This is a genomic window from Ramlibacter albus (assembly GCF_014297445.1).
Taxonomy (GTDB): Bacteria; Pseudomonadota; Gammaproteobacteria; order Burkholderiales; family Burkholderiaceae_C; genus Ramlibacter; species Ramlibacter albus.
On record NZ_JACORU010000007.1, the window covers coordinates 164,173 to 179,376 of the forward strand.

Genomic DNA, 15,204 nt, shown 5'->3' on the forward strand with positions numbered 1-15,204 from the left:
TTTTCCTTTCCGGGTTTTCACTGGGCCACGCCGGGCCTACTTGTAGCCGATGAAAAGAATACCTATGTTCACGAGGAGGGCCAGCGCCCAGATGCCGCTGCGCACCGTGGGCAGGCCCGCTACGTACATCACCACGTAGATGATGCGCAGCACCACGAACAGCAGCGCCAGGATGTCCAGCAATGTCTGCGGCGCGCCCAGCTGGTGGGCGATGATCACCGCGCCGATGAAGAACGGCAGCGCCTCGAAGCAATTGGCCTGCGCGGCGTTGGCGCGCGCCTTCCAGCCGGTCTGCTTCGCGAGCCAGCCGCGCGGGTCCGCGTTGTCGTAGCCGCCTTCGCTGCGCCGCTTGCCGACGAGCGGCCACTTCGCGATCCAGGTGCAGACGAACGGCATCAGCGCCGCGAGCAGCACGCACCAGTAGGCGACGGTGAAACGGACGTAGATCGTGCTCATTTTTCCCTTCTGTCGACGAGCGCGTGCGCGATGGTCCCCAGGTCCACGTATTCGAGTTCGCTGCCCGCGGGCACGCCGCGTGCGAGGCGCGTGACCTTCAGCCCGCGCTGCTTGAGCGCCTCGCCCAGCACGTGCGCGGTGGCCTCGCCCTCCGCGGTGAAATTGGTGGCGAGGATCACTTCCTGCACCTCGCCCTGAGTCGCGCGCGAGAACAGCTTGGACACGCCGATGTCCTTGGGCCCGATGCCGTCCAGCGGGCTCAGCTTGCCCATGAGGACGAAGTAGAGGCCCTTGAAGGCGCCCGTGCGCTCCACCGCCGCCTGGTCGGCGGGTGTCTCCACGACGCACAGCTTCGTGCGGTCGCGCGATGCGTCTAGGCATGTGCCGCACACCTCACCTTCGGTGAAGGTGTGGCACATGTTGCAGTGGCGGATGCGCGTTGCGGCCTGCTGCAGCGCCTGCGCGAGCAGCTGCGCGCCCTCGCGGTCGTGCTGCAGCATGTGGAAGGCCATGCGCGAGGCGGACTTCACGCCGACGCCGGGCAGGCGGCGCAGCGCCTCGATCAGCGCGTTGAGTGAGTTGTTGTCTGCCAAAGGCTCAGAACGGCAGCTTCATGCCCGGCGGCAGGCCCGCGGTGAGCTTGCCCATCTTTTCCTCGGTGGTCTCGGCGGCCTTGCGCACCGCGGCGTTGAACGCGGCGGCGACGAGGTCCTCGAGCATGTCCTTGTCGTCGGCGAGCAGGCTGGGGTCGATGGCGACGCGCTTGACGTCGTGCTTGCAGGTCATGGTGACCTTCACGAGGCCGGCGCCGGACTCGCCGGTGACCTCGATGAGGGCGAGCTCTTCCTGTGCCTTCTTCAGGTTGTCCTGCATGGCCTGGGCCTGCTTCATGAGGCCGGCGAGCTGTCCCTTGTTGAACATGGTGCTTCCTTCAGTGTCTTGTCGGTTTGATGCTTCCAGGGACGATTTTCGCGCCAAAGTCGCGCATCATCCGCTGGACGAAGTCGTCGGCGTAAATGATCTGCTCGGCGGCCCGCTGCCGCTCGGCCGCGGCTTCGGCAAGCCGCCGTGCGGGGCTGTCGTGCACTGCGCCCACTTCCACGCTGAGCTCCACGTCGTGCCCGGCCGCGCGCAGCGCGTTCTTCAGGCGCTCGCGGCTGGCGGGCTGGTTGAGCGATTCGCGCTCCACGCGCAGCATCCAGTGGCCTTCGTCGCGGGCGACCAGCTGGGATTGCAGCGCGAGTTCGCGCACGAGCGCAGTGATGGCTTCTTCGGCGACGAGGCGCTGCACGAGGTCGAACCAGAAGTTGCCCTCTTCGGTGGGAACGACCGGCGCGGGTGCTGCCGTCTCCCTCGGCTCCGGCGCCATTCGCACAGGCACGCTCACCACTTCTGACGCAGCACCCGTCACCCCGGGCTTGACCCGGGGTCCATCGCTGCGCGGCGCGGGATCCACCACCGGCAACACGCGGCCCGGCGGCGCTGCAGCCGGCTTGACCTCGGCGGCCACAGCCGGCGCGGCCACCCGTGCAGGCTCATTCAAAGTTTTTTTTTGAGCCACGCTCCCCGGCTTGAACGCCAGCAGCCGCAGCAACACCATCGTCAACGCCGCGTACTCGTCCGGCGCCAACCCCAGCTCGGTGCGCCCATGCAGGCAGATGCTGTACAGCAGCTGCGTCTCGTCCGCAGGCATCAACTGCGCGAGCCTCGCGATCTCGGCTGATTCCGGATCGGACGTATCGGCCGCCGAAGGCACCGCCTGAACCACCGCCATGCGCTGCAGCACCGCGCTCATCTCTTCGAGCGTCGAGCCGGCGCTCAGGCCGTTCTCGCGCAGCGCGTCCGAGGTCTCGACAACCGTCTTGCCGTCGCCTTGCGCCAATGCTTCGATCAGGCGGAACATATGGCTGCGATCCACCGCCCCAAGCATCTGCCGCACCGTCGGCTCGCGCAGCTCGCCACCGCCGAACGCGATCGCCTGGTCCGTCAGCGAGAGAGCGTCGCGCATCGACCCACGCGCCGCGCGCGACAGCAGCCGCAGCGCCGCATCGTCGGCAGGCACGCCTTCGGACTGCAGCACGTGCGCGAGGTGCTCGTGCACCGTCTCCGGCGCCATCGGCCGCAGGTTGAACTGCAGGCAGCGCGAGAGCACCGTCACCGGCACCTTCTGCGGGTCGGTCGTCGCGAGCACGAACTTCAGGTATTCGGGCGGCTCTTCCAGCGTCTTGAGCATCGCGTTGAACGCGTGCCCGGTGAGCATGTGCACTTCGTCGATCATGAAGACCTTGAAGCGGCCCTGCACGGGCTTGTAGACGGCCTGCTCCAGCAGCGACTGCACTTCGTCCACGCCGCGGTTGGACGCCGCGTCGAGCTCGGTGTAGTCCACGAAGCGGCCCGCGTCGATGTCCAGGCACGCCTGGCACACGCCGCACGGCTCGGCCGTTATCCCGCCGTTGCCGTCCGGCCCCTGGCAGTTGAGCGACTTGGCCAGGATGCGCGACACGGTCGTCTTGCCGATGCCGCGCGTGCCGGTGAACAGGTAGGCGTGGTGCAGCCGCTGCTGCGCGAGCGCGTTGCCGAGCGCGCGCACGACGTGCTCCTGCCCGACCATCTGCGAGAAGGTGCGCGGGCGGTATTTGCGGGCGAGCACGACGTAAGACATCGCGGCGATTCTAGTGGGGCGCGGCGTGACGCCTCGCGCTCCTCCTGCCAGACTTGACCGTTTGTAATCGCTCGATTACAGTCGAACCAATGTTCCGACTCCGGCCACTGCCCGAATTCACCCGGTGGCTGAGCCGGCTGCGCGACAAGGCGGTCCGAGGCATCCTGGTGGCTCGCCTCAAGCGGCTGGAACGTGGGTTGCCGGGCGATTGTGGTCCGGTCGGCGACGGTGTTCTCGAACTGCGCATCCATGTAGGCGCAGGCTGGCGGATCTACTACACGATCCGTGGAGAAGACCTTGTCGTGCTATTGGCGGGCGGCACCAAGCGCACGCAGGCGGCAGACATCAAGCGCGCGAAGGCGCTGGCGGCATTGCTTGAGTAAGGAGTAGGAAATGAGCAAGCGCATCAAGGCGGAAGACCTTCCCGAGTTCGACCCCACCCAGTACCTCGACAGCGAAGAAGCGATCGCTGCCTACCTGACCGACATACTCGCGGCCGGCGACGCCGGTCTCCTGGCAGCCGCATTGGGTGACATTGCTCGCGCGCGTGGAATGTCGGAGATTGCCAAGTCATCCGGTATGACCCGCGAAGCGCTCTACAAGGCATTGCGGCCGGACAGTGCGCCGCGGTTCGACACGGTGAGCCGAGTCTGCGCGGCGTTGGGTGTCCGCCTCGTCGCATTGCCGGTCCACGCGTAGCCTACAATCGCTGGTGACGGGCCTCCCCGCATGGTGAAGCGGCCAACCGGGTCAGGTGGGGAACCAAGCAGCCCTAACTGTGGAGCCAGTGCCGGGGGTAAGGCTCGTCAACTTCTTCGCTTCGATGCTCATCGTCACCCTCCCCGGCGGCACGCACATCGCCACCGCTCTCGCCGCCGAGCTCGGCGCCGAAACTTCCGACCTTGCATCGCACCACTTCCCCGACGGCGAGCACCTCGTGCGGCTCCTCGCCGACGTGAATGGCCGCGACGTCGTCTTCGCCGGCAGCATCCACCCCGCCGACGAAAAAACGCTCCCGCTCCTCTTCGCCGCCGAAACCGCGCGCGAACTCGGCGCGAAGCGCATCGGCCTCGTCACGCCCTACCTGCCCTACATGCGCCAGGACGCACGCTTTCGCCCCGGCGAAGCGATCACGTCGATCAGCTACGCGCGCCTGCTCTCCGGCTGCCTCGACTTCCTCGTGACGGTGGACCCGCACCTGCACCGCTGGCACAGCCTCTCGCAGATCTACACGATCCCCACCGAAGTGGTCGCGGCCGCACCCGCCATTGCGCAATGGGTCAAAGCCAACGTCACAAACCCGCTGCTCGTCGGCCCCGATGAAGAAAGCCGGCAATGGGCCGCCGAAGTCGCGCGGCTCGCGGGCGCACCCTGCACCGTGCTCACCAAGCAGCGCCGCGGCGACCGCGACGTGAGCGTCACGTTGGAAGACGCAACACACGCTGCCGGCCACACGCCGGTGCTGGTCGACGACATCATCTCCACCGGCCGCACCATCGCGGCCGCGGCGCAGGCCCTCAAACGGCTCGGGCTGTCCGCGCCGCTGTGCGTGGCCGTCCACGCGGTGTTCGCCGACGATGCGGTCGACGCCATGACGGTCGCCGGCGTGCAACGCGTCGTCACCTGCGACACCATCCCTCACCCCACCAACGCGATACCCGTCGCGCACCTGGTCGCGCCCGCCCTGCGACGCATGCTCGCCGCTTGAGCTCCATCAACTCCGCTGCGCGGCCCGCGGCGCAGAGTGGGAGCATGGATGCGAACCTGCTCGCCCGAACCGCCCAGGCACTCGCGCGCCGCGAAGCCGAGCTGCGCCTGGAGCTGGCCGCACACCACGACGCCATCTCGCACGAGGTGGACACCTTCGAGGACCTGGCCGGGCACGACCGCGAGGTCGCCCTGCTGGAAGCGCTCGACCACCGCGCGAGCGACGAGCTGCGCCTCGTCCTCGCCGCCCGCCGGCGCATGCACCTGGGCACCTACGGCGACTGCATCGAATGCGGTGGGCCCATCGCCGACGAGCGCCTGCTTGCCGTACCCACGGCCGCTCGCTGCAAGGCCTGCGAGCAGCGCCACAAGGCTGCCGGCGATGGCTGAGCCGGCGAGCGCGCCGCTGCGGGCGCGCCGCATGCGCATCGACACCTACCAGGAGCCGGTGCTCTTCATGCGCCGCGACTGCCCCGTGTGCCAGTCCGAAGGCTTCGAGGCGCAATCGCGCGTGGCGGTGTCGTGGCAAGGGCATCGCATCGTCGCGACGCTGAACGTGGTGGACGCGGACTTCATCACCGGCGGCGAAGCGGGCCTCTCCGAAGCCGCATGGCGCCTGCTGGGCGCGCCCGAAGGCGCCGAGGTGCAGCTCGCGCACCCGCCGCCGATCGAGTCGCTCGGCCACGTGCGCGCCAAGGTGTACGGCCGCCCCTTCAGCGACGCGGCCATCGCGGAGGTGGTGCGCGACGTCGCCCAGGGCCTGTACTCGGACCTGCAGCTCGCCGCTTTCGTGACGGCCTGCGCCGGCAACCGGCTCGACCTGCGCGAAACCGTTGCCCTCACGCGCGCCATGGTGGGCGCGGGCGAAACCATCGACTGGGGCCCCGGCCGCGTCATGGACAAGCATTGCGTGGGCGGCCTGCCCGGCAACCGCACGACGATGATCGTGGTGCCGATCGCGGCGGCGTGCGGCCTGCGCATGCCCAAGACCTCGTCGCGCGCGATCACCTCCCCGGCAGGGACCGCGGACGTGATGGAAACCGTGGCCCCGGTCGCGCTGGACGTCCCCGCGATCCGCCGCGTGGTGGAAGCCACTGGAGGTTGCATCGTCTGGGGCGGCTCGGTGCGCCTCTCACCGGCGGACGACGTGCTGATCCGCGTGGAACGGCCGCTGGACCTCGACAGCGGCTCGCAGCTGGCGGCGTCCGTGCTGTCGAAGAAGGCGGCCGCGGGCTCCACGCACGTCCTCATCGACATGCCGGTCGGCCCCACGGCCAAGGTGCGCAGCAGCGATGCCGCGCGCTCGCTCTCGCAGTTGCTGCAGGATGTCGCACGGGCCATCGGCCTGCAGGTGCGCGTGCTCGAAACCGACGGCAACGCGCCCGTGGGCCGCGGCATCGGCCCCGCGCTCGAAGCGCGCGACGTGCTCGCGGTGCTGCGCGGCGACGCGGGCGCGCCGCGCGACCTGGCGCAGCGGTCGCTGCTGCTGGCCGGCGAGTTGCTGGAATTCGGCGGCATCGCTTCGGCCGGCACGGGGGCTGCATCGGCCGCGAGCACGCTCGCGACGGGCGGCGCCTGGCGCAAGTTCCTCGAAATCTGCGAAGCGCAAGGCGGCTTCGCAGAACCGACGCTGGCCACGCACAGGCGCGATGTCGTATCCGCGCGCAGCGGCCACGTCGTCGCCATCGACAACCGGCGCATCGCGCGCATCGCCAAGCTCGCCGGCGCGCCCAAGACGCCATGCGCCGGCCTGGAACTGCACGCCAACGTGGGCCGCTTCGTGGAGCGCGGCGAAGCGCTGTTCACGGTGCATGCCGGCTCGCCGGGCGCGCTTGCTTACGCGCTCGCGTACGCCGATACTCAGTGTGACGTAGTTCTCGTTGGCGGGGACGACTGATGCGTTGGCGGCCCACAGGCCCGACCGCCGGGCGCGCACGCCCTTCCGGCCGGCGGACGACAGTAAAGATAAGCAACCGCTGACAGGGTGGCCTTGAACCATTGCCTATTCTTCGCTCCACACGCTGCACAGGTAACGGCGTCGGGAGGTGAGCCATGAAGGCCACGAAGAACAGGGAGATTGGAGTCAAGTACCGCCTGCTGGCGCTGGCTGCCGCCTGCGCTGCGTGCCAGACTGCGCTCGCGCAGCAGGCGGACCCGGTGATGGCGTCGGTGGAAACTGCAGCCCTCGCGGCGCGCAGCGAAAGCCTGCCGCGCATCGAGGTCACGCGCAGCGCTTTCCCGCGCCTCGAAGGGCTGGATAGCGGCACGAGCGGCCCGCGGCTGGACCTCACCGTCATCCCGCCACGCCGCTCGTTCGGCCTCGCGCTGGGCATGAGCGGCTTCCAGCCGCAGATGCCGCTCGCGGGCCAGCCCACGCCGTCGCTGAATTTCGACGTCGGCCTGACCTGGCGCCACACCACCGACAGCAACTACCAGGTGGACTTCACCGCCTGGCGGCGCGTGCCCTCGCAGCCGGACGCGATGACGCTCGTGCAGCAGCGGCAGATGCCAACCTACATGGCCCGTGTCGAGCTGAACCTCAGCGGCGGCAACCGCTCGGGCCTCGTCGCCGACAAGGGCTTCCTCGGCGTGCAGCTGGAGAATGGCGCGCGCATCTCGCTCAAGCGCAAGGACGGCGGGGCGATGGTGTACTACCGCAAGAAGTTCTGATTCGAAGGGCTCAGGGCACCTCGACGAGGCTGCCCGCGCCCGTCAGGAAGGCCGCGCGCACGGAAGAGCCCGGGTTCGACGCCAGCACGGCCGCGCGGTAGCGCGACAGCTGGGCCAGCAACTCGGGCTGCCGCTGCGGCGAAGCCGCCGACTTGTAGTCGAGCACCCACCACTCCCCGCCGCGGCGGCGCACCAACCGGTCCAGCCTCAGCAGTTCACCTTCGTGGAACAGTGCGACCTCGTTGCCGTGCCAGTCGATCGCATTCGCATCCCACGCCCAGGCGCCCTCGCCGGCGAGGATGCGCTGCGCCATCGTCACCGCCCGGTCCATCGTGGCAGCATCGAGCCCGAACTCGCGCGCGACGCGGCGCAGGCGTGACGGCGCGAAGGCTGACTGGCCGCCGACGGCGAATTCGAGCAAACGGTGCATCGCGCGGCCGAAGCGGGCGATGTCGCTGTCCTCGTCGTCCACCGGCGCCGCGGCCGGCGTGGTTTCGATGCTCGGCAGCACTCGCAGCTCGATGGGCCGCTCGATGGCCGGGGTGGCGACGACTGCGTCGCCCGGCGCGGGCAGCTCATGCGCAAGCGGCTGCAAGCGGTCCCACCACGTCGTCTGCTCGCGCCGGTGCGGCTCGATGGACGAGACGACCAGCAGGCGCTCGGCGCGCGTCATCGCCACGTAGAGGCCGTTGAGCTCTTCGCGGCGCCGCGCTTCCTGCTCGACGCGCAGCGCATCTTCGCTGCAGCTGGGCGGGCGCGATTCGCTCGCGATGAAGGCGAAGCGCCATGGGGCGGGCGCCTCGCCCGGCCATTCGCAGAGCACGGACATGGTTTCGCCGGGCGGCGGCGCGCCGTCGGTGTCGAGCAGCAGCACGACGGGCGCTTGCAAGCCCTTGGCGCCGTGCACCGTGAGGAGGCGCACCACGTCTTCCGCCGCGACAGAAGGGCCTTCGATGCCGCCGGCCTTGAGCGCACGCACGAACGCATACGGGGTGAGGTAGCGGCCGCCATCGACCTGCAGCGCGGCACCGAGCAACGCGCGCAGGCTGGCGAGCGTCACGTTGCGCAGCGGCGCGGGGGCGGCTGCGGCGAAGCGGGCCGGCACGTCGCCGTCGATGTAGATGCGCTCGAGCGCGTCGTGCGGGGGGAATGTGTCGACCCAGGACTTCCAGCGAAGGAGCGCGTCGCGCGCGGTCTGGAGCGCGGGCGGCAACACGCCAGGCGCCTGTGCGCCGGCGGGATCGGCGGCGTCGGAAGTGCCGGCGCGTTGCAGCAGCTCGAACCAGGACTGCGGCGGGCCACTCTCCTGGGCGCGGCGCGCGAGCAACGCGAGCTCGACGAGGTCGTCATCCGTCGCCCCGAACAGCGGCGACTTCAGCGCGCGCGCCAGCGAGAGATCGTGGCTCGTCGTGACGAGCACGTCGAGCAGCGCAGCCAGGTCCTGCACCTCCGGCGCCTCGCACAGGTCGGTGTTCTCCGGCTGCTGGGCGGGGATGTGCAGCGCGCGCAACTCGATGTCCAGCTCGCGCAGACGGTCGCGCTTGCGCGCGAGCACCATGAAGTCGCCCGGCTTCGCGCCGTTGGCGAGCTCGCCGGCGATCCACTGCGCGGCCTGCCGGCACTCCAGCGTGACCAGCCTCTCCTCCGGCGTCTCGCGCGGCACGGTCAGGCTATCGCGCCATTCGAGCGGGTCATCCGCCGCACCTGCAGCCGCGCGCGGCGGCCGGGCGATGCGCGGCAGGCAGGCCACGGCGCCCTGCTGCGACGACTCGGTCGTGTGCGCACGAAACCCCTCGTACTCGAAGCCGCCCTGCGCCGCGCGGAACACTTCATTCACGGCGTCGAGCACCGCCGGTGCGTTGCGATAGGTGTGGTCGCAACTGAGCCGGTCGCCCTGCAACTGGTTGACGATGAACGCCTGCGCCGCGCGGAACACCTGCGGCTCGGCGCGGCGGAAGCGGTAGATGCTCTGCTTGGGGTCACCCACGACGAACACGCTGGGCGCAGTACCGCCCGCGCCCGCGTAGCTCGCGAGCCATTCGTGCAGCGCCTGCCACTGCATCGGGTTGGTGTCCTGGAACTCGTCGACGAGCAGGTGCTTGACCTGCTGGTCCAGCCGCTCCTGGATCCAGCCGGCGAGCACGGGGTTGGAGAGCATCTCCAGCGCCGCGCGCTCCACGTCGTTCATGTCGATCCAGCCGTGCTCGCGCTTGAGCGCGGCGAACTCGCGCAGCAGGATGCGCGCGAGGCGTGTGGTGCGCTCGTGGTGCAGCCAGGCTTCGTGCTGGCAACGCGCGGCGTAGATCTCGCGCGCAAGCGTCTGCGCCTGGCGCACTTCGGGCGTGCTCGCGAGCGTGTCGTTGAACTTGCGCGGGAGGTACTTGTCGGTGAGGAGCGCGGAGAGGACGCCTTCGACGTCTCCCGCGGCCACGGCACGCTCGAGTTCGGCGCCGCGCGCCGCGAAGCTCTGGGCGCTGGCGCCGCCAAGGACCCTTGCCGCATCGAGCAACATCGCGCGCACCGGTGCAAGCGTGAGCACGGCGCCGAAGCCGGCGCCCTCGGCGCTGCCCGAAGACGTTTCGGCTCGGCGCTCGCCAAAGGCGGCGGCGAACTGCGGGAACTGCTCGGCCATCGTTTTCACGGCGCCTGCGACGGCGCCGTGGTCGTCGGCCCGCGCGAACTCGACGCGCTTGGAAAGCGCCGTCGCCAGCGCCTTCTGCGTCATGAACCGGCCGGAGGTGGCGACCGAAGCTTCGTAGTCGGCCCGCGCACTCGCGTCCGCCGCCACTGCGACATGGAAGCGCCGCCAGACCTTCGCCACGGCCTCGCCGTCGTCCAGCAGCAGTTCGTAGCGCGACGGCAGGCCCAGCTGCTCCAGCAGCGACAGCGGTGCGCCGCCCAGGAGCGCGGCGAACCAGCTGTGGAATGTGCGTACCTGCACGGGCCGGCCCGCCGACAGCAACGCGGCATGCAGCCCGCGCAGCTTCTCGCAGGTCGCTGTGTCCGCACCCGGCAGCCCGCGCAGCGCGAGCTCCTTCGCGAGCGCTTCGACCGGCGCGCGCGACCAGGCTTCCAGCCAGTCGTGCAGCCGCTCGCGCATCTCGCCCGCGGCCTTCTTGGTGAAGGTGATCGCGAGGATCTCGTGCGGCCGCGCGCCCGCGAGCAGCGCACGCACGATGCGCGAGACCAGCATCCACGTCTTGCCCGCGCCGGCGCAGGCCTCGACGGCCACGCTGCGCCTCGGGTCGCACGCGATCTCGTAGAAGCGCGTGCGGCCCACGTGGCGCCCGTTGTGTTCGTAGGCGGCGGTGCCCGTGACAGGGCGTCCTTGCGGCATCGGCTGCGCACCGGTCATGACCAGGAGTCCTTCCGGCACAAGCCGCGCGCGCCGCAGAACTCGCAGGCAGCGCCTTCGCCCAGCGCAGGCAGCGCCGCGCCCGAGGCAATGCGTGCGAGCTCGGTGGCGATGCCTTCGCGCAGCAGCTCGCGTGCTCCGGCAATGGACGGATGCGCCACCTCGGTGATCCGCCCGCGCTCGCCGACATTGAGGTAGGCCGCGGACAGGTCGTCGGCATCGAGCAGCGCGGCGTAGAACGCGAGCTGCGTGTCCTCGATCGGGTCCTTCATCCGATCCTTGGTCGCCGTCTCGCCCTCGGTCTTGTAATCGATGACGAGCCGCCCCTGCGGCAGCGCGTCGATGCGGTCGATGTAGCCGAAGAGCGCGACGTCGCCCAGCGCGACGCGATGCTCGCTTTCGGCTTCGACGAAGCGCGCACCCTTGGCCTCGTGCTTCGCCAGCCACGCGAGGTACGCATCGCGCACCCCCGGCCAGCCCGCCTGGAAAGGCAGGAACTCGCCCTCTTCCACTCGCAAGCGCGAGAGCTCGTCGGCCGCGACGCGATCCAGCAGCGCCGCACGCCCATCGGCCGGCTCGCCTGCATCGCGCAGCTGCTCGTGGAAGCGGCGCAGCACCTTGTGCACCCAGTTGCCGAAGTCGCGCTTGTCCACTTCGGTGTCGAGCTCCTCCGCCTCCTTCAGCCCCAGCTGGCGGATGGCGAAGAAGCGGTAGGGGCAGCGACGCAGGTCTTCGTAGGCGCTGGCGGAGATCGTGTCCACGGGGAGCACCGTCGCTTGCGGCTGCGGTCGCGCGACCGGGGCCGGATCCACGTTGCGCAGCTCGCGCGCATCGCCGGCGTCTTCGGCGCCTTCGAGCCGAAGCAGCTGCACGAGCGGGCTCGCGAGCAGCGGCTCGCCGCGCTCGTCGCTCTGGCGCCAGAGCACGTCGACGTGCGGCACCTGCAGCGCCTGCTCCCACGCGGCGCGCTGCGCGGCCTCGATCTTTTCGCGCGACGGCAACCCGAGTGCACGACGCTGCTGCGGCGTCCAGGCACCCGCAGGGTCCGGCGATGCGGGCAGCCGCCGCTCGTCGCAACCGGGCAGCACGAGCGCGGCGAAAGGCCGGCCCAGCGTCTGCGTGAAGGGCAGCACGACCACCTGTGCGTCGGGTGCAGCGGGCGGGCGGAAGCTCTCGGCCTCCAGCACTTCGTCCACCCACGATCGGAATTCGCCCGCGGAAAGCCTGCGGCCGGCCTGCGAGAGGCGCGCGAGGTCGTCCTCGGCGGCGGCGCCGAGCCGCAATGCATCGAGCACCTGCATGCCCGCGTCGTCGATGCGCAGCTTCGCGAGCTGGCCGGTCGCCTGCAGTACTTCGCGCAGTGCGGACAGCCATTGCGCGAGCGGCCGCCCGGACGACATCGATTCACGCCAGCCACTCACGCGCACCAGCAACTCGCGCAGCGCCGCCGACTCACCGCAATCATCCTCGCGGAGCGACCGCCATTCGCGCACCCCGGCGCGGCGCACGCGCCGCTCCAGCCCGAGCACCGTGCCCGGTGCGACGGCAGGCGCGTGCTTGAGCCAGTCGAGCACATCGTCCGTCGCAGCGTCCCACGCGGCAGACCGCAGCAAGGCCATCACGCTCGCCGCGCTGCGCGTGGTCGACAGCTTCCAGCCTTGTTCGTCGCGCATGCGCAGGCCGGCGGGCGCGAGCAGCGCCGCGATGCGGCGCGTGAGTACGCGGTCGGTTGCCGCGAGCGCCACCGGCACGCGGCCCTCGGCAACGTGGCGCAAGACGCAAGCGGCAGCGCGCTCGGCTTCTTCCGCCGCGTCGCGCGCGGGATGCAGTGCGACCCGGCCGCGCGGCGCTGCCACGGCCAGCGGCCAGGCAACACCCTTGTCCCCCGCCACGTCCAGCAACGTTTCCAGCAGCGGCTCCGGCTGCACACCCTGCAGCACGACGAGCAGGTCCACCTCATCGAGCGCACCCGGCGCGAGCAACGCATCCGTTTCATACGCCGACGCCGCAACCCACTCGATCGCCACGTGGGCCACCGCGGCCTCCAGCTGCAGCGGCTGCCCCGCGAGGTCCTGCAGCACGGCCGCACGCGCCTGCGCCGCCCACGCCGCGCGCCGGCCCGGCAGCACGGCGGCCGCAAGCCCGGCGAGTTGCTGGGCGGTGTCGACGAGCATCGGCGCGAGCGCCTCCGCACGCGCTTCGAGCCCCGCGGAGCCGAGCAGCGAACGCGCCGTCAGCAGGTCCCGCCCGCGGTCGAACGCGAAGTCCAGCTCGCCCGGCTCGAACGCGCCCGCGCCGGCCCAGTTGCGCAGCGTCTCGAAGCGCGGCGCGAAGCCGGTGGGCCGCACGCGCGACCACTCCCGCCGCGCGACGGCGATGAGCTGGGCGAAGGGAAGGACGACGACCGTGCGCGCCGCGTGCGCGCGGCGGTCCGCGATGAGCAGCGCCAGCCGCTGATGAGTTTGCGCTATCGCATCCATAGCACATGCCGCCGTACCTTCCGTCGGCGGGGAAACTTGGTTTCTGCCACAATGACCCGACTGTAGCGGTACACCAGAAACGACCTCGAAAGGACACCCTCCCATGGCCAGCGAACTGATCAAGCACATCACGGATTCGTCGTTCGAAGCCGACGTCCTGAAGTCCGGCAAGCCGGTGCTGGTGGACTACTGGGCGGAGTGGTGCGGCCCCTGCAAGATGATCGCCCCCATCCTCGACGAGGTGGCCGAGTCCCACAAGGACAAGCTGCAGGTCGCCAAGATGAACGTGGACGAGAACCGCGAGATCCCCGCCAAGTTCGGCATCCGCGGCATCCCCACCCTCATGCTGTTCAAGGACGGCCAGCTCGCCGCCACCAAGGTGGGCGCCATGAGCAAGGCGCAGCTCACCCAGTTCCTCGAGCAGCAACTGGCGTAACTGGCGTAAAAGCCACAGAGAACGAATCAAGGGCCCTACGGGGCCCTTTGTTTTGGCTATACTTGCCCAACCGCGCATACCCGTCGCGGCCCTGGCAAAGCCGTTCTGGCAGCGCCTCCTCAACTCCCCCCGTACGAACAAAAACACTCCTCGCAGGAGTCCCTCATGCACCTCAACGAACTCAAGGCGCTGCACGTCAGCGAAGTCCTGAAGCAAGCCGAAGAGCTCGAGATCGAGAACACCGGCCGCATGCGCAAGCAGGAGCTGATGTTCGCGATCATCAAGAAGCGCGCGCGCGCCGGCGAACAGGTCTTCGCCGACGGCGTGCTCGAAATCCTGCCGGACGGCTTCGGGTTCCTGCGCAGCCCCGACACCAGCTACACGGCCAGCACGGACGACATCTACATCTCCCCCAGCCAGGTGCGCCGCTTCAACCTGCACACCGGCGACATGATCGAAGGCGAGGTGCGCACGCCCAAGGACGGCGAGCGCTATTTCGCCCTCACCAAGCTTGACAAGGTCAACGGCCGCGCGCCGGAGGACAACAAGCACAAGATCATGTTCGAGAACCTCACGCCGCTGTTCCCGCGCGAGCAGATGCGGCTCGAACGCGACAACCTCAAGAGCGAAGAGAACATCACCGGCCGGGTCATCGACATCATCGCGCCCATCGGCAAGGGCCAGCGCGCGCTGATCGTGGCGCCGCCCAAGAGCGGCAAGACGGTGATGATGCAGCACATGGCGCACGCCATCGCGGCCAACTACCCGGACAGCTACATGATGGTGCTGCTGGTGGACGAGCGCCCCGAGGAAGTGACGGACATGCAGCGCTCGGTGAAGGCCGAGGTGATCGCCTCCACGTTCGACGAGCCCGCCGCCCGCCACGTGCACGTGGCCGAGATGGTGATCGAACGCGCCAAGCGCCTCGTGGAGCTGAAGAAGGACGTGGTGATCCTGCTGGACTCCATCACGCGCCTGGCCCGTGCCTACAACAACGTCGTGCCCTCGTCGGGCAAGGTGCTCACGGGTGGTGTGGACGCGAACGCGCTGCAGCGCCCCAAGCGCTTCCTCGGCGCCGCGCGCAACGTGGAGGAAGGCGGCTCGCTCACCATCATCGCCACGGCGCTGATCGACACCGGCTCGCGCATGGACGAAGTGATCTTCGAGGAGTTCAAGGGCACGGGCAACAGCGAGCTGCACCTGGACCGCCGCCTGTACGAGAAGCGCGTGTTCCCCTCCATCCAGCTCAATCGCAGCGGCACGCGCCGCGAGGAGCTGCTGCTCGCGCCCGAGGTGCTGCAGAAGACCCGCATCCTGCGCCAGTTCATGTACAACATGGACGAGATCGAGGCGATGGAGATGGTGCTCAAGTCGATGAAGGCGACGAAGACCAACGTCGAGTTCTTCGACATGATGCGTCGGGGCGGTTAAAGTCCGG

The 15,204-nt window shown here is 69.6% G+C and carries 14 protein-coding genes and 1 other RNA gene; 9 read left to right on the forward strand and 6 right to left on the reverse strand.

The features are described 5' to 3' along the window. Positions 1-36: 36 nt before the first annotated feature. The 4 genes from H8R02_RS19150 to dnaX are packed head-to-tail and all read right to left on the reverse strand — an operon-like array spanning position 37 to position 3,118. Positions 37-456, reverse strand: coding sequence for an MAPEG family protein (locus H8R02_RS19150; RefSeq protein WP_187083084.1), 420 nt, complete (start codon positions 454-456; stop codon positions 37-39). Then, positions 453-1,049, reverse strand: a complete 597-nt coding sequence (recR, locus tag H8R02_RS19155; RefSeq protein ID WP_187083085.1) for a recombination mediator RecR — start codon at positions 1,047-1,049, stop codon at positions 453-455. Before recR ends, H8R02_RS19150 begins: the two co-directional genes overlap by 4 nt. Positions 1,050-1,053: 4 nt before the next feature. Then, a complete protein-coding gene (locus tag H8R02_RS19160) occupies positions 1,054-1,377 on the reverse strand; it encodes a YbaB/EbfC family nucleoid-associated protein (protein ID WP_187083086.1) in 324 nt (107 codons plus the stop codon). Between the two features lie 10 nt (positions 1,378-1,387). Further along, positions 1,388-3,118, reverse strand: a complete 1,731-nt coding sequence (dnaX, locus tag H8R02_RS19165; protein WP_187083087.1) for a DNA polymerase III subunit gamma/tau — start codon at positions 3,116-3,118, stop codon at positions 1,388-1,390. Between the two features lie 89 nt (positions 3,119-3,207). Here dnaX and H8R02_RS19170 point away from each other — a divergent pair, with 89 nt between their 5' ends. From H8R02_RS19170 to H8R02_RS19200, 7 genes are all read left to right on the forward strand, one after another. Further along, complete coding sequence (locus H8R02_RS19170) at positions 3,208-3,501, forward strand: type II toxin-antitoxin system RelE/ParE family toxin (RefSeq protein WP_187083088.1); 294 nt, start codon at positions 3,208-3,210, stop codon at positions 3,499-3,501. A 10-nt stretch (positions 3,502-3,511) separates the two neighbouring features. Further along, complete coding sequence (locus H8R02_RS19175; RefSeq protein WP_187083089.1) at positions 3,512-3,817, forward strand: addiction module antidote protein; 306 nt, start codon at positions 3,512-3,514, stop codon at positions 3,815-3,817. Positions 3,818-3,832: 15 nt separating this feature from the next. Beyond that, an RNA gene (ffs, locus tag H8R02_RS19180) (signal recognition particle sRNA small type) lies at positions 3,833-3,929 on the forward strand. Positions 3,930-3,941: 12 nt separating this feature from the next. Then, the gene (locus tag H8R02_RS19185; protein ID WP_187083090.1) at positions 3,942-4,826 is read left to right on the forward strand and encodes a ribose-phosphate pyrophosphokinase; all 885 of its coding nucleotides are present in this window, start codon (positions 3,942-3,944) and stop codon (positions 4,824-4,826) included. Between the two features lie 44 nt (positions 4,827-4,870). Continuing rightward, positions 4,871-5,215: a TraR/DksA family transcriptional regulator gene (locus H8R02_RS19190; protein ID WP_187083091.1), complete on the forward strand. Its 345-nt coding sequence runs from the start codon at positions 4,871-4,873 to the stop codon at positions 5,213-5,215. Beyond that, positions 5,208-6,722, forward strand: a complete 1,515-nt coding sequence (locus H8R02_RS19195; protein WP_187083092.1) for a thymidine phosphorylase family protein — start codon at positions 5,208-5,210, stop codon at positions 6,720-6,722. Before H8R02_RS19190 ends, H8R02_RS19195 begins: the two co-directional genes overlap by 8 nt. A 155-nt stretch (positions 6,723-6,877) precedes the next feature. Then, on the forward strand, positions 6,878-7,495 hold the full coding sequence (locus tag H8R02_RS19200) for a hypothetical protein (RefSeq protein WP_187083093.1): 618 nt from the start codon (positions 6,878-6,880) through the stop codon (positions 7,493-7,495). A 10-nt stretch (positions 7,496-7,505) separates the two neighbouring features. On the opposite strand, the gene H8R02_RS19205 is transcribed toward H8R02_RS19200, so the two are convergent. After that, positions 7,506-10,850, reverse strand: coding sequence for a UvrD-helicase domain-containing protein (locus H8R02_RS19205; protein WP_255429424.1), 3,345 nt, complete (start codon positions 10,848-10,850; stop codon positions 7,506-7,508). Then, positions 10,847-13,330: a PD-(D/E)XK nuclease family protein gene (locus H8R02_RS19210; protein ID WP_187083094.1), complete on the reverse strand. Its 2,484-nt coding sequence runs from the start codon at positions 13,328-13,330 to the stop codon at positions 10,847-10,849. Before H8R02_RS19210 ends, H8R02_RS19205 begins: the two co-directional genes overlap by 4 nt. A gap of 103 nt (positions 13,331-13,433) precedes the next feature. Here H8R02_RS19210 and trxA point away from each other — a divergent pair, with 103 nt between their 5' ends. Then, positions 13,434-13,766, forward strand: a complete 333-nt coding sequence (trxA, locus tag H8R02_RS19215) for a thioredoxin TrxA (protein WP_187083095.1) — start codon at positions 13,434-13,436, stop codon at positions 13,764-13,766. A gap of 165 nt (positions 13,767-13,931) precedes the next feature. Continuing rightward, complete coding sequence (gene rho, locus H8R02_RS19220; RefSeq protein ID WP_187083096.1) at positions 13,932-15,197, forward strand: transcription termination factor Rho; 1,266 nt, start codon at positions 13,932-13,934, stop codon at positions 15,195-15,197. Positions 15,198-15,204: the final 7 nt, after the last annotated feature.

Bases quoted from the DNA above. Each gene is read 5' to 3' on its own strand.
- H8R02_RS19210 (WP_187083094.1), bottom strand. From the start codon at position 13,330: ATGGATGCGATAGCGCAAACTCATCAGCGGCTGGCGCTGCTCATCGCG.
- H8R02_RS19150 (WP_187083084.1), bottom strand. From the start codon at position 456: ATGAGCACGATCTACGTCCGTTTCACCGTCGCCTACTGGTGCGTGCTG.
- H8R02_RS19195 (WP_187083092.1), top strand. From the start codon at position 5,208: ATGGCTGAGCCGGCGAGCGCGCCGCTGCGGGCGCGCCGCATGCGCATC.
- H8R02_RS19205 (WP_255429424.1), bottom strand. From the start codon at position 10,850: ATGACCGGTGCGCAGCCGATGCCGCAAGGACGCCCTGTCACGGGCACC.
- H8R02_RS19160 (WP_187083086.1), bottom strand. From the start codon at position 1,377: ATGTTCAACAAGGGACAGCTCGCCGGCCTCATGAAGCAGGCCCAGGCC.
- rho (WP_187083096.1), top strand. From the start codon at position 13,932: ATGCACCTCAACGAACTCAAGGCGCTGCACGTCAGCGAAGTCCTGAAG.
- H8R02_RS19170 (WP_187083088.1), top strand. From the start codon at position 3,208: ATGTTCCGACTCCGGCCACTGCCCGAATTCACCCGGTGGCTGAGCCGG.
- H8R02_RS19190 (WP_187083091.1), top strand. From the start codon at position 4,871: ATGGATGCGAACCTGCTCGCCCGAACCGCCCAGGCACTCGCGCGCCGC.
- H8R02_RS19200 (WP_187083093.1), top strand. From the start codon at position 6,878: ATGAAGGCCACGAAGAACAGGGAGATTGGAGTCAAGTACCGCCTGCTG.
- trxA (WP_187083095.1), top strand. From the start codon at position 13,434: ATGGCCAGCGAACTGATCAAGCACATCACGGATTCGTCGTTCGAAGCC.
- H8R02_RS19185 (WP_187083090.1), top strand. From the start codon at position 3,942: ATGCTCATCGTCACCCTCCCCGGCGGCACGCACATCGCCACCGCTCTC.
- H8R02_RS19175 (WP_187083089.1), top strand. From the start codon at position 3,512: ATGAGCAAGCGCATCAAGGCGGAAGACCTTCCCGAGTTCGACCCCACC.
- dnaX (WP_187083087.1), bottom strand. From the start codon at position 3,118: ATGTCTTACGTCGTGCTCGCCCGCAAATACCGCCCGCGCACCTTCTCG.